Annotated in this window: 15 protein-coding genes; 6 read left to right on the top strand and 9 right to left on the bottom strand. The window is 69.2% G+C overall.

Annotation, left to right across the window (positions count from 1 at the left end; translation table 11 throughout):
• Positions 1-135: 135 nt before the first annotated feature.
• From ACLVWQ_RS37965 to ACLVWQ_RS37975, 3 genes are read left to right on the top strand one after another with little or no spacing between them, the layout of a single operon-like run.
• Positions 136-972 carry a helix-turn-helix domain-containing protein gene (locus ACLVWQ_RS37965; protein WP_414113858.1) on the top strand — a complete coding sequence of 279 codons (837 nt, stop codon included), beginning with the start codon at positions 136-138 and terminating at the stop codon, positions 970-972.
• Between the two features lie 8 nt (positions 973-980).
• The gene (locus tag ACLVWQ_RS37970; protein ID WP_414113859.1) at positions 981-1,157 is read left to right on the top strand and encodes a DUF397 domain-containing protein; all 177 of its coding nucleotides are present in this window, start codon (positions 981-983) and stop codon (positions 1,155-1,157) included.
• Entirely contained in the window at positions 1,154-1,390 is a 237-nt protein-coding gene (locus tag ACLVWQ_RS37975) for a DUF397 domain-containing protein (RefSeq protein WP_414113860.1), read from the top strand. The genes ACLVWQ_RS37970 and ACLVWQ_RS37975 overlap by 4 nt, the downstream gene beginning before the upstream one ends.
• Here the strand turns inward: ACLVWQ_RS37975 and ACLVWQ_RS37980 are convergent.
• The 3 genes from ACLVWQ_RS37980 to ACLVWQ_RS37990 form a co-directional block, all read right to left on the bottom strand.
• Positions 1,359-1,901 (bottom strand): hypothetical protein, encoded by a 543-nt coding sequence (locus ACLVWQ_RS37980; RefSeq protein WP_414113861.1) that lies wholly within the window; start codon positions 1,899-1,901, stop codon positions 1,359-1,361. The genes ACLVWQ_RS37975 and ACLVWQ_RS37980 overlap by 32 nt on opposite strands.
• A 120-nt stretch (positions 1,902-2,021) precedes the next feature.
• Positions 2,022-3,869, bottom strand: coding sequence for a glutamine--fructose-6-phosphate transaminase (isomerizing) (gene glmS, locus ACLVWQ_RS37985; protein ID WP_414113862.1), 1,848 nt, complete (start codon positions 3,867-3,869; stop codon positions 2,022-2,024).
• A gap of 109 nt (positions 3,870-3,978) precedes the next feature.
• Positions 3,979-4,239: a hypothetical protein gene (locus ACLVWQ_RS37990; RefSeq protein ID WP_414113863.1), complete on the bottom strand. Its 261-nt coding sequence runs from the start codon at positions 4,237-4,239 to the stop codon at positions 3,979-3,981.
• A gap of 230 nt (positions 4,240-4,469) precedes the next feature.
• On the opposite strand from ACLVWQ_RS37990, the gene coaA reads away from it, so the two are divergent.
• On the top strand, positions 4,470-5,459 hold the full coding sequence (coaA, locus tag ACLVWQ_RS37995; protein WP_414113864.1) for a type I pantothenate kinase: 990 nt from the start codon (positions 4,470-4,472) through the stop codon (positions 5,457-5,459).
• 52 nt (positions 5,460-5,511) lie between these two features.
• Positions 5,512-6,459: a DUF389 domain-containing protein gene (locus ACLVWQ_RS38000; protein ID WP_414113865.1), complete on the top strand. Its 948-nt coding sequence runs from the start codon at positions 5,512-5,514 to the stop codon at positions 6,457-6,459.
• Between the two features lie 163 nt (positions 6,460-6,622).
• Here ACLVWQ_RS38000 and glmM read toward each other — a convergent pair whose 3' ends face one another.
• The 3 genes from glmM to rplM form a co-directional block, all read right to left on the bottom strand.
• Positions 6,623-7,981, bottom strand: coding sequence for a phosphoglucosamine mutase (glmM, locus tag ACLVWQ_RS38005; protein WP_414113866.1), 1,359 nt, complete (start codon positions 7,979-7,981; stop codon positions 6,623-6,625).
• 485 nt (positions 7,982-8,466) lie between these two features.
• Positions 8,467-8,994, bottom strand: coding sequence for a 30S ribosomal protein S9 (gene rpsI / locus ACLVWQ_RS38010; protein WP_414113867.1), 528 nt, complete (start codon positions 8,992-8,994; stop codon positions 8,467-8,469).
• A gap of 45 nt (positions 8,995-9,039) precedes the next feature.
• A complete protein-coding gene (gene rplM / locus ACLVWQ_RS38015; protein ID WP_055515165.1) occupies positions 9,040-9,483 on the bottom strand; it encodes a 50S ribosomal protein L13 in 444 nt (147 codons plus the stop codon).
• 399 nt (positions 9,484-9,882) lie between these two features.
• On the opposite strand from rplM, the gene ACLVWQ_RS38020 reads away from it, so the two are divergent.
• Entirely contained in the window at positions 9,883-10,752 is an 870-nt protein-coding gene (locus ACLVWQ_RS38020; RefSeq protein ID WP_414113868.1) for a hypothetical protein, read from the top strand.
• 307 nt (positions 10,753-11,059) lie between these two features.
• Here ACLVWQ_RS38020 and truA read toward each other — a convergent pair whose 3' ends face one another.
• From truA to ACLVWQ_RS38035, 3 genes are all read right to left on the bottom strand, one after another.
• Positions 11,060-11,917: a tRNA pseudouridine(38-40) synthase TruA gene (gene truA, locus ACLVWQ_RS38025; protein WP_414113869.1), complete on the bottom strand. Its 858-nt coding sequence runs from the start codon at positions 11,915-11,917 to the stop codon at positions 11,060-11,062.
• A gap of 96 nt (positions 11,918-12,013) precedes the next feature.
• On the bottom strand, positions 12,014-12,544 hold the full coding sequence (rplQ, locus tag ACLVWQ_RS38030) for a 50S ribosomal protein L17 (protein ID WP_414113870.1): 531 nt from the start codon (positions 12,542-12,544) through the stop codon (positions 12,014-12,016).
• Between the two features lie 223 nt (positions 12,545-12,767).
• Positions 12,768-13,133, bottom strand: a 366-nt coding sequence (locus ACLVWQ_RS38035) for a DNA-directed RNA polymerase subunit alpha C-terminal domain-containing protein (RefSeq protein WP_414113871.1), incomplete at its 5' end; no start/stop codon positions are given.

A 13,133-nucleotide genomic window follows, 5' to 3' on the forward strand; every position in this document is an offset into this window, starting at 1 on the left:
GGGGGCCCCGGCAACTCGCAGCGTGTGCGTCGCGTCACTGACGGTAGGGCTTACATGTAATCCAAAGCAAGCTGATCGCGTAATCTAGCCCCGAACGAGCAGTACCGGTCGATGCGTTGAACCAAGGAGCAGCCGATGGTCCTCAGGCGTGAACCCACCGCACGTCAGACACGCCTGGCGGTCGAACTACGCAGACTCCGTGAAGCAGCAGGGCTTACGGCCATCGAGGCCGCGGCGTTGCTTGGAGTGAACAGGGTCCAGATCAGCCAGATCGAATCCGGACTGGTGGGCGTGAGCGAGCAGCGACTTCGACGCCTCGCGTCGCACTACGCGTGCACGAACACCGAGTTCGTCGACGCCTTGGCCGCAATGGCCACGGACCGGACACGTGGCTGGTGGGAGGAGTACCGAGGCCTACTACCCACCTCGTTTCTGGACCTTGCCGAATTGGACCATCACGCCACGTTTTTGCATGAGGTGGCGATCCTGTACGTACCGGGCCTTCTACAAACAGAGGGCTACGCTCGCGCGGTCTTTTCGTCGCGCGTACCCGAACTCGCCGACGACGAGCTTGAGGTACGCGTCGAACACCGGCTGAGGCGTCAGCCGATCAGCATCCCGTACAAGTTGGTGATTCACGAGGCGGCTCTACGCATCAGAGTCAGCGACCGCGCCGCCACCCGGGCGCAACTCACCAAGCTCCTCGACCTCTCCGAAGGAGACAACATCGCCGTTCGCGTCATCCCCTTCGACCTGGATGACTTCGCCAGAGCCGCCAGCACGATGACATACGCAGGCGGAGCCGTTCCCAAACTGGACACAGTGGTACGAGACGTACCTCATGGCTCGGCCTTCATCGATTCCAATGCGCAACTCAGCGCGTTTCGAATTCGCTTCCGTAAGGTGGAAGACGCGTCGCTCGACGCTGAACGGTCGCGTGACTTCATCAACCGGCTGGCTAAAGAACTGTGAGGTACCCAATGCGCACCTGGCGGAAGTCGTCCTACTCAGGGCCGGACGACGGCAACAACTGCGTGGAAATAGCGAACTCCCCCACCCAGGTGGCCGTCCGCGACTCCAAAGCCCCCAGCGACGGCACCCTCACCTTCCCCGTCGAAACCTTCACCACCTTCGTCAACGCCCTGAAGGACACATGACCACTCCCCGCAACTGGCGAAAGTCGTCCTACTCAGGCCCGGACGACGGCAACGACTGCGTAGAGATCGCGGCCTCCCCCACCCACGCATCCATCCGCGACTCAAAGGCCCCCGCCAGAGGCACCCTCACCTTCCCGGCCGGGGCCGTCACCCCCTTCATCGAAGCCCTGAAGGTCGGCTCGGCCCCGGCACGGACCCCGTTCAGCAGTTCTCGATCGACCGGCAGATCATGAAGGACACGGCCTCCATACGCTTGTTCTGCCCGGTGGTACCGATCGCGTTGGTCTCCCCGTTGACCCCGCAGTACCAAGCCGGGTTCCAACCCACGCCCACCACATAGGAGTTGCCGCAGATCGTCCCCGCGGCCACGCTGAAGATCACCGCTTCCAGGCGCAGCCCCTCACCCGCCGCGCCGACCCTGACGCGCTCACCGGCGGCGCCGCACTTCTTGGCCTGCCAGCCGGTGCCCTGGACGTAGCCCTGGACGCAGACGCTGCTGCCGCCGACCGCCACCACCAGGCCCTCGATCCGCTTGCCCTTCCCCTCCGCACCCACCGTCATGGACTGTCCGGCCAGGGCGCACTGTTCGCCCGTCCACCCGGAGTCCTGCATGTACACGTTGGCGCAGACTTTCTGGGCCACCTGGACGGCGGCCGGGGCCGGGGAGCTTGTGAACAGCGCGAGGGCCAGAGCGACCGCCCCGGCTGCCAGAACTCGCCCGATGCCGCCGAATATCCGTGTCACGATCAGCTCACTCCATCCGTCCGAACAGCGAAGGTCGCCAGTCACGATGGCCCAGGGCGACAGCTGTCGGCATCGGTGATCGTCGCCTAACCAGCCATACGGTTCAGGGCGCCCGCCAGGTCACTCCACCGTGACCGACTTCGCCAAGTTCCGCGGCTGATCGACCTCGTTGCCCCTCGCCGTCGCCAGCTCACACGCGAACACTTGCAACGGCACCGTCGCGACCAGCGGCTGGAGCAGCGTCGGCGTCGCCGGGATGCGGATCAGGTGGTCCGCGTAGGGGACCACCGTCTCGTCGCCCTCCTCCGCGATGACGATCGTCCGTGCCCCACGCGCGCGGATCTCCTGGATGTTCGACACGATCTTGTCGTGGAGGACGGACCGTCCACGGGGTGAGGGGACCACCACGACCACGGGCAGGTCCTCCTCGATCAGGGCGATCGGGCCGTGCTTCAGCTCACCCGCCGCGAAGCCCTCGGCGTGCATGTAGGCGAGTTCCTTGAGCTTGAGCGCGCCCTCCAGGGCCACCGGGTAGCCCACGTGCCGGCCCAGGAACAGCACGGTGTTCTTGTCGGCCAGGGAGCGGGCGAGTGCCCGTACCGGCTCCATCGTCTCCAGGACCCGCTCGACCTCGCAGGAGATGCGGGACAGGTCGCGTACGACGGCCTGGATCTCGTCGCCCCACTTCGTGCCGCGCACCTGGCCGAGGTACAGGGCCACCAGGTAGCAGGCGACGAGCTGCGTCAGGAACGCCTTCGTCGAGGCGACCGCCACCTCGGGGCCGGCGTGGGTGTAGAGCACGGCGTCCGACTCGCGGGGGATCGTGGAACCGTTGGTGTTGCAGACGGCCAGTACCTTGGCGCCCTGCTGGCGCGCGTGGCGCAGGGCCATCAGGGTGTCCATGGTCTCCCCGGACTGGGAGACGGCGATCACCAGTGTCCGGGTGTCCAGGATGGGGTCCCGGTAGCGGAACTCGCTCGCCAGCTCCACCTCGCAGGGGATCCGGGTCCAGTGCTCGATGGCGTACTTGGCGATCAGCCCGGCGTGGAAGGCGGTCCCGCAGGCCACCACCACGACCTTGTCGACCTCGCGCAGCTCGGCGGGGGAGATCCGTACCTCGTCGAGGGTCAGCGAACCGCTCGCGTCGATGCGGCCGAGGAGCGTGTCGGCGACCGCCTTCGGCTGCTCGGCGATCTCCTTGAGCATGAAGTAGTCGTAGCCGCCCTTCTCGGCGGCGGACACGTCCCAGTCGACGTGGTACGACCGCACCTCGGCGGGCAGCCCGTCGAACCCGGTGACGCGCACCCCGTCGCGCCGCAGCTCGACCACCTGGTCCTGCCCCAGCTCGATCGCGGACCGCGTGTGCGCGATGAACGCGGCGACGTCGGAGGCGAGGAAGGCCTCGCCCTCCCCCACGCCGACGACGAGGGGCGAGTTGCGCCGCGCGCCCACCACGACATCCGGCTCGTCGGCGTGCGCGGCCACCAGGGTGAAGGCCCCTTCGAGGCGCCGGCACACCAGCCGCATGGCCTCGGGGAGATCGGCGCACGCGGAGAACTCCTCGGCGAGCAGATGCGCGACGACCTCGGTGTCGGTCTCGGAGCCCAGCGAGTGCCCGCGCTCGGCCAGCTCGTCCCGCAGGGCGGCGAAGTTCTCGATGATGCCGTTGTGGACGACCGCGACGCGTCCGGTGTTGTCGAGGTGAGGATGCGCGTTCGCGTCGGTCGGACCCCCGTGGGTGGCCCAGCGCGTGTGGCCGATACCCGTGGACCCGGCCGGCAGCGGCCGCTCGACCAGCTCCTTCTCCAGATTGGCGAGCTTGCCGGCCTTCTTCGCGGCGGCCATCCCACCGTCCGCGAGCACCGCGACGCCCGCCGAGTCGTACCCCCGGTACTCCAGCCGCTTCAGCCCGGCAACCACCACATCGAGCGCCGACTGCGACCCCACGTATCCCACGATTCCGCACATGCACGGCAGCCTAGAGGCCGACACACGCCTCACCGGGGCACCCGCCGGGCATCGCGTGCCCGATATCGGAAATTCCCGCACCTGGCCCCCGCGGTGCCCCGTACCGCCGCTACTCCCCGTGCTCGATCCGGTCGATCGCCTCCTGGACCAGTCCGAGGTACTCGGCCTCCTCGCAGCGCGGCTTGCTGCCCATCTCGTACAGCTCGATGCAGTCGTAGAGGTACTCCCCCAGGTCCTCGTCCGGCAGCTCGACCGCCAGCTCGCTGCACACCCGGCCCGCCACGTCGGGCGGACCTGCCTGGGGCCTGCGCCCAGGCCCCCCTCCCCCTCTGCGTCCTACCAGGTCACGCACCCGGAAACGTCCGGTCATGACGACCACCCCAACCCCCCGAAAATCCCCCGATGTCCCGGAACGCGGCTCGCTCCCGGAAGGCCGGACGCTATCGCCGTACCACCCGGCGGTCCAGGGCCCTGGACGCATGGAGGACGCGCGGGGGACGTATGGAGAGCACATGAAGGGCACACGGAGGGCACCCGGAGGGCGCACCGACGTGACGGACTCCACCCGACGCTTCGTTAAAACTCCCGTAACAATGGACTGTGATCTCTCCGGTCTCCCCGTTGCCGCGGAGCGCCCACCGGCCCAGGCCGGAGGCGACTCCCTACGTCGACCTCACCCGCGCCCAGTGGAGCGCGCTGCGTGAGAAGACGCCGCTCCCGCTGACCGCCGAGGAGGTGGAGAAGCTGCGCGGTCTGGGCGATGTCATCGACCTCGACGAGGTACGGGACATCTATCTGCCGCTGTCCCGGCTCCTCAATCTCTACGTCGGCGCGACCGACGGCCTGCGCGGCGCCCTGAACACCTTCCTCGGCGAGAAGGGCTCCCAGTCCGGTACGCCGTTCGTGATAGGCGTGGCGGGCTCGGTCGCCGTCGGCAAGTCCACCGTCGCCCGCCTCCTGCAGGCCCTGCTGTCCCGCTGGCCCGAGCACCCGCGCGTCGAGCGGGTCACCACGGACGGGTTCCTGCTGCCCACCAAGGAGCTCCTGGCCCGCGGCCTGATGTCCAGGAAGGGCTTCCCCGAGTCGTACGACCGCCGGGCCCTCACCCGGTTCGTCGCGGACATCAAGGCCGGCAAGGACGAGGTGACGGCCCCGGTCTACTCCCACCTCATCTACGACATCGTCCCCGGTGAGCGGCTCACCGTCCGCCGCCCGGACATCCTGATCGTCGAGGGCATCAACGTCCTGCAGCCCGCCCTGCCCGGCAAGGACGGCCGCACCCGGGTCGGCCTCGCCGACTACTTCGACTTCAGCGTGTACGTGGACGCGCGGGCCGAGGACGTCGAGCGCTGGTACCTGAACCGTTTCCGGCGGCTGCGCGAGACCGCCTTCCAGGACCCGTCCTCGTACTTCCGCAAGTACACCCAGGTCTCCGAGGAGGAGGCACTCGACTACGCCCGTACGACCTGGCGGACCGTCAACAAGGTCAACCTCCTGGAGAACGTGGCCCCGACCCGCGGCCGCGCCACCCTCGTCGTGCGCAAGGGCCCGGACCACAAGGTGCAGAAGCTCAGCCTGCGCAAGCTCTGACGGCCGCCCGCCCGCCCGTCGGCCGGTCACGCGGCGCGGCTACCCTGCCCCCATGCTGCACCTGCGCCTGATCACCCCGTCCGACACGACCGACGCCGTGGTCCGCCTGATCGAGAAGACGGTCGGCACGACCCACCTCGTGGTCGTGCCGGGAGCCGCCCGCAACCCGGCGGGCGACGTCGTGATGGTCGACGTGGCGCGCGAGGCCGGCGACGAGCTGATCAGCGGGCTGCGCGACCTGGAGATCGACAAGAGCGGGTCGATCGCCGTCGAGAACATCGACCTGTCGCTGTCGAAGCGCGCGGACGACGCCGAGGACGACGCACCCGGCGAGGGCGCGGACGCGGTCCTGTGGGAACAGCTGGCGGACGCGACGCACGAGGAGTCGACGCTCTCGGTCACCTACCTCGCCTTCCTCACCATCGCCACGATGCTCGCGGCCTGCGGTGTCGTCCTCGACAACGCGATCCTGATCGTGGGCGCGATGGCGGTCGGCCCGGAGTTCGGCCCGCTGGCCGGCTTCAGCACGTCCCTGGTCCGGCGCAGGGCGCGGCCGGCGCTGCGCTCGCTCGTCGCGCTGCTGGTGGGTTTCGCGGTGGCGATGGCCGTGACGGTGCTGTTCAGCCTCTTCATGGACGCCCTGGGCCTGTTCACCGAGGCCCGGCTGGAGGCCGACCGGCCCAACACGGCCTTCGTGTACGCGCCCGACGCGTTCTCGTTCGTCGTGGCGGTCCTCGCGGGCATCGCCGGCACGCTCTCCCTGACCTCGGCCAAGTCGGGGCTCCTGGTGGGCGTCGCCATCTCCGTCACCACGGTCCCGGCAGCCGCGAACGCGGCGGTGGCCCTCAGCTACGGAGACACGTCCCAGACGATCGGCTCCACCAACCAACTCCTCCTGAACCTCCTGGGCATCACCCTGGCAGGCACCCTCACCCTCCTGACCCAGAAATGGCTGTGGCACCGCACTTCCAGGGGCGCGGGGAACGGCGCCATCCTCTAGGGGCGCGGGGAACGGCGCAGTCTTCCGCCTTCAGGGGCGCGGGGAACGGCGCAATCTTTTAGGGGCGCGGGGAACTGCGCGACCAGCCCCCACCGGACCCGCACCCCACAACGACCCACACCCCCACCCCCGACCTGGAAGCGAGCCGCAGGCTCAGGCGCGCTCACCCCAGCGCGGACTTCACCGCATCAGCAAGCCGCCCCGCCACAGACCGAGCCTGATCGATATCCGCCGCCTCCACCATCACCCGAACCAACGGCTCGGTCCCAGACGGCCGCAACAGCACCCGCCCGGTCGCCCCCAGCTCCCGCTCGGCCTCCACCACCGCCGCAGCCAGCTCCGCCGACGTCCCCACCCGGGACCGGTCGACATCGGGCACATTGATGAGCACCTGCGGCAACCGCTCCATCACGGACGCGAGATCCCGCAACGTACGCCCGGTCTCCGCGACCCGCGCCGCCAGCAACAGCCCGGTCAGCGTCCCGTCACCCGTGGTCGCGTGATCCGTGATGATCACGTGCCCCGACTGCTCACCGCCGAGCGCGTAGTCGTGCTGCTTCATCTCCTCCAGCACGTACCGGTCCCCGACCCCGGTCTGCACGAGGGACACGCCTTCGCGCTCCATCGCCAGCTTGAACCCGAGGTTCGACATGACCGTGGCGACCACGGTGTCGGAGCGCAGCTCGGACCGCTCCCGCATGGCGAGGGCGAGCACGGCCAGGATCTGGTCCCCGTCGACCTCCGCACCGGTGTGGTCCACGGCGAGGCACCGGTCGGCGTCGCCGTCGTGCGCGATACCGAGGTCGGCCCCGTGTTCGAGGACGGCGGCCTTCAGCAGGCCGAGGTGGGTGGAGCCGCAGCCGTCGTTGATGTTGAGGCCGTCGGGCTCGGCGCCGATCGTGACGATCTCGGCGCCCGCGCGCGTGAAAGCCTCGGGCGAGACCCGCGCGGCCGCGCCGTGCGCCTCGTCGAGGACGACCTTCAGACCGTCCAACCGGTTCGGCACGGCCGTGAGGAGGTGCGCGGTGTACTGCTCGAAGCCCTCCTCGTACGACCGGATGCGTCCGACGCCGGAGCCGGTCGGCCGGTCCCAGGGGGCACCGGTGCGGTGCTCCTCGTAGACGGACTCGATCCGGTCCTCCAGCTCGTCGGCGAGCTTGTGGCCGCCGCGGGCGAAGAACTTGACGCCGTTGTCCGGCATGGCGTTGTGGCTCGCGGAGAGCATCACGCCGAGGTCGGCCCCGAGGGCGCCGGTGAGATACGCCACCGCGGGGGTCGGCAGGACACCGACGCGCAGCACGTCCACGCCGGCGCTGGCGAGGCCCGCGACCACGGCGGCCTCCAGGAACTCCCCGGACGCTCGCGGGTCCCGTCCGACCACCGCCGTAGGCCGGTGGCCCTCAAAGGTTCCCGCTTCGGCCAGTACGTGTGCCGCCGCCACGGAGAGGCCGAGCGTGAGCTCGGCCGTCAGATCCGCGTTGGCGACACCGCGTACGCCGTCCGTCCCGAAGAGTCGTCCCACTGGTGTCCTCCGAACTTGCTCAGGCTTACTCAGAATGTGCGGCTCAAGATGTGCAGCTCAAGATGTGCGGCTCAAGCCAAGGGCCCGGTCTCCGTCAGGGGGCCGGTGATGATTTTGGCCAGGATCCGGTTCAGACCCTTGTCAGGTATATCCCCCAGGCCTGTATATCTCCCAGGTCTGTTCCCCCGCTGTGGCCGAAAGGCCGCGCTGGACGGCTGTGACGCACAAGGTGGGGCACACCTTGTGACACGCGGGCGGCCCCGGAGGTTGTGCCACGGACGGCGGCAATCGAGGTGACCGCCGAAGCCGCCGAGCGTACGAACCGTGCGCGCCGCAAGAGCCGGGCGCCGGGGCCTGGGTCCGGAGCCGGGGTCCAGGGCCGAGGGCCGAGCGATACGCGAAGAACCGGGGCACCGTGAGAAACGAACGCCCCGACGACACAGAAAGTGCCGCCGGGGCGTTGCGTGCGGTACAGCGAGCGGGATTTAGCGCTTGCTGTACTGCGGGGCCTTACGAGCCTTCTTGAGACCGGCCTTCTTGCGCTCGACCGCACGGTCGTCGCGACGGAGGAAGCCGGCCTTCTTGAGGGTGTCGCGGTTGTTGTCCACGTCCGCCTCGTTCAGGGCGCGGGCCACGCCGAGGCGCAGGGCACCGGCCTGACCGGAGACGCCGCCACCCGAGATGCGGGCGACAACGTCGTAGCGGTCGTCGAGCTCGAGCACCTTGAAGGGCTCGTTGACTTCCTGCTGGTGCACCTTGTTGGGGAAGTAGTCCTCAAGGGTGCGACCGTTGATCTTCCACTTGCCGGAGCCCGGGACGATCCGGACGCGGGCGATGGCGTTCTTGCGACGGCCCAGGCCGGCGGCCGGCTGCGGGTCGCCGAAGCGGCCCGTGAGGTCCTCCGAGTCGGTGGCGAACTCGCCATCGACGGGGGCCTCGGACTCGGTGGTGTAGCTCTCGATGTCGACAACCTCGGTCTCTTCGACCGGCTGCTCAACGGTGGTCTCGGCCACGATTCTCCTCAGATTCTGTTCAGTCTTAGGGGGTGGTGGCCGGAACTACTGCGCGACCTGGGTGATCTCGAACGGCACCGGCTGCTGCGCAGCGTGCGGGTGCTGGTCGCCCGAGTAGACCTTCAGCTTCGAGAGCACCTGACGGCCCAGGGTGTTCTTGGGGATCATGCCCTTGATGGCCTTCTCGACGGCCTTCTCGGGGTTCTTCGCCAGAAGCTCGTCGTAACGGACGGAGCGCAGACCACCCGGGTAACCGGAGTGGCGGTACGCCATCTTCTGGGTCTTCTTGTTGCCGGAGAGGTGCACCTTGTCGGCGTTGATGATGATGACGAAGTCACCAGCGTCGACGTGCGGCGCGTAAATCGGCTTGTGCTTGCCCCGCAGAATGGTCGCGGCAGTGGTGGCCAGACGGCCCAGGACGACATCCTGGGCGTCGATGACGTACCACTGGCGAGTGATGTCGCCGGGCTTGGGGCTGAACGTACGCACGGTCGTAGCCTTCGCTTCTTCAGTGAGTGGGTCCTGACATGGACCACCACGGACGATGTACGACAGCCCTGGCGGACTTCGGTGACGCAACCGAGTCCTGCCGCTGGTCATCGGCCCGGTGGACCGGTGTAAGGGCCCCTCACGTGAGAATGAGCAAGCCAATACACATAACGAACCGCAAGAATACCTGCGGTGGCCCGTACGGGTCAAAACGCGCGTCTGTTCCCAGGCGCACGCCGGGTTTCAGGGTATCCCGGCACCGGCGTGCGAGCCCCCGACCGATGGCCTGCGGGCGAGTGGAGCCGGGACCTGGGCCGGACCCGGAGCCGGACAACGACCGGACAACGGTGGGGCCGGGGGCGGACCGGCACACCCCGTGTCCCGTCTAAGATGCGGCCCATGAGCTTTGGGCAGGGGGGACCCCAGTGGGGTTCCGGGGGATCGGGTTCTCAGCCGCCGCAGTGGAGCGATCGCTCTCCGGACTGGGCGGCGTTGGCAGAGGCGTCCGAGACGCGCAACCGGCGCCGTAAATGGCTGCTGGTCGGCGGAGGCGCCCTGGCCACGGTGGCCGTGGGCGCGGCCGTCGCCGTGGCCGTGGTGTCCGCGGACGGCAACGAGAAGGCCTCGAACAGGCCCGCCTCCGAGCTGCCCACCTCCGCGGAGATCCCGTCGGACAGCGCCGGTACCGGTCCGTCGTTCGAGGCGACCTCGGCGCCGCCGCCGCTGGACCCGAAGGACTTCATATCCGACGTGAAGAAGGACACAGCGCCGCTCGCGCCCGACACCTTCTTCCCGGGCACGCAGCTGACGATGGGCGAGACCGTCTACAAGAAGGGCGCGATGGCGTCCACGAAGAACTGCGCGGCGGCCGGCCAGGGCACGCTCGGCACGGTCCTCACCAAGAACGACTGCACCCGCCTCATGCGCGTCACGTACGCGAAGGACGGCGTGGCGGTGACCGTCGGGGTGGCCGTCTTCGACACCGAGGCCAAGGCGCTCAAGGCGAAGACCGACGCCGACAAGAAGAGCGTCGTCCAGTCCCTCTCCGGCGAGGGCGTCCCCGTCTTCTGCCGCTCGGCGATCTGCCGCTCGACGACCAACGCGTACGGCCGCTACGCCTACTTCACGGTCGCCGGCTTCACCGACGGCAAGGACGTGACCCAGAAGGACACCAAGGTCTTCACGACCGGCGACGACCTGGCCGAGTTCACGTTCCGCCAGATCCGCCGCCGCGGCGAGGCCCAGGCCTCGGCCGAGGCCAACCAGTAGGGGACGCCGGGGCCGACCGGCAGGGGACGGGCAGGAACCGACCGGCCCGGCCTCCGGCCGACGGCCTACGGGTCTGTCGAGGCTGGGCCGACAAGTGCCCGCTGGAGGGCACCACCAACGTCCAGGGGCGCTCGGCGCAACAGCGCCACGCCACGTTCGTACACGTGGAGCTCGCCCCCGGCGCACGGGGCGAAGGACCGGACTCCCGCACCACCACGAAGGCCCTCGCGGGACTCCTCACGACCTGGAACACCGGCTGACGACCCCGTCGTCCGCCGTGCCCCGGGGACCTGCGCCCCGCTCCCGCTCAGCAGCACCCGGCCCCGGGCAGCGTCCGCCGGTTCCGCGCCTCCTTGTTCCGTGCGGCCAGCAGCCCGTCGGCCGGGTACCCGACCTCTTCGAGCGTCAGCCCGTGCGGCCGCACCACATGCACGGCGGAGTCCCGCACGCCCGCCGCGAGCACCTTCGCGGGCCAGTCGGCGCCCCGGTGCCCGTCCCCCACGAACAAGAGCGCCCCGATCAGCGACCGCACCATGTTGTGGCAGAAGGCGTCCGCCCGCACGGTCGCGGTGACGACCCCGTCGCTCCCCCGCTCCAGCCGCAGCTCCTGCAGCGTACGGATCGTGGTGGCGCCCTCCCGCTTCTTGCAGTACGCGGCGAAGTCGTGCTCCCCCAGGAGCAGTTGGGCCGCCTCGTTCATGGCGTCGACGTCGAGCGGCCAGTCGTGCCACAGGACATGGCTACGCAGCAGCGGGTCGACCCCGCCGGGGTTGTCGGTGACGCGGTAGGCGTACCGCCGCCAGAGGGCCGAGAACCGCGCGTTGAAGCCGCTCGGCGCCTCGGTGAGCGCCCACACCCGCACGTCCTTCGGCAGCCGCCCGGCCATCCGCTTGAGCAGCTTCTCCCGGTGCTCGGCCCACACCTCCGCGGGCAGATCGACGTGCGCCACCTGCCCGCGGGCATGCACCCCGGAGTCGGTCCGCCCGGCCACCGTCAGCTCGTACAGGGCCTCACCCGACCGCGTCACGGTCCGCAGCGCGTCCTCGATCTCGCCCTGTACGGTCCTGCGCCCCGCGGCCTGCTTGGCCCACCCGGAGAACTCGCTCCCGTCGTACGAGAGATCCATCCGTACCCGTACGAACCCGGGTTCCACTTCGTCGCTCACACAGAGATCCTCTCAGGGCCGCACCCGGCCGGAAACGCGACAGCGGGCCCGCCCCGCGAGGGACGGACCCGCTGATCGAACGCGGTGAGCCTAAGCTCAGGCGTCCTTGGACTCCGCAGCGGCGTCGTCCGCCGGCTTGGCGTCCTCGACGGCCTCGTCGGACGTGGTCTCGGCCTCGTCCTTGGGGGCGTCGTCCTTCTTCAGGCTGTCTTCCTTGACGGCACGCTTGGTCGCCGCCTCGGCCTCACCGGAAGCCTCCTGGGCCACGGTCAGGGCCTCCACCAGCTCGATGACAGCCATGGGCGCGTTGTCGCCACGGCGGTTACCGATCTTGGTGATACGGGTGTAGCCACCCGGGCGGTTCTCGTAGCGCGGGCCGATCTCGGTGAAGAGCGTGTGCACGATGCTCTTGTCCGTGATGACGGTCAGCACCTGACGGCGGTTGTGAAGGTCGCCCTTCTTCGCCTTGGTGACCAGACGCTCGGCGTAGGGCCGCAGGCGGCGGGCCTTGGCCTCGGTCGTCGTGATCTTGCCGTGCTCGAAGAGCGACTTCGCGAGGTTCGCGAGGAGCAGCTTCTCGTGCGCGGCACTGCCGCCCAGACGGGCACCCTTGGCAGGCTTCGGCATGGTGTTTCTCCTAGGTGTCTGCCCCGGCCGTATCAGGTACCGAGGTCAGTGTCCGAGCAGGCGATCGCCTGTCGAAGATCCGGGACTTCTCCAAGCCCCGGAAACCCGAGCCCGCAAGGGGCGCGGGGAACTGCGCAATCTTCTTGCTTTCAGGGGCGCGGGGAACTGCGCAATCAGCCACAGCGCACCCGCACCCACAATCGGACCCGTCAGGCCCGACCGCTCAGTACTGCTCGGTCTCCACGAACCCGGCATCCGCGTCGTCGTCCGCGCCGAACGCGTCAGCCGCAGCGGTCGGGTCGAACCCGGGAGGCGAGTCCTTCAGCGCAAGCCCCATACCGGCGAGCTTGGCCTTGACCTCGTCGATCGACTTCGCACCGAAGTTGCGGATGTCGAGCAGGTCCGCCTCGGAACGAGCAACCAGCTCGCCCACGGAGTGGATGCCCTCGCGCTTGAGGCAGTTGTACGACCGGACGGTGAGCTCGAGCTCCTCGATCGGCAGCGCCAGATCCGCCGCGAGCGCGGCGTCCGTCGGCGACGGGCCCATGTCGATGCCCTCGGCGTCGATGTTGAGCTCGCGCGCCAGGCC

The organism is Streptomyces sp. CWNU-52B (assembly GCF_047444975.1).
In the GTDB taxonomy this organism is placed as follows: Bacteria; Actinomycetota; Actinomycetes; order Streptomycetales; family Streptomycetaceae; genus Streptomyces.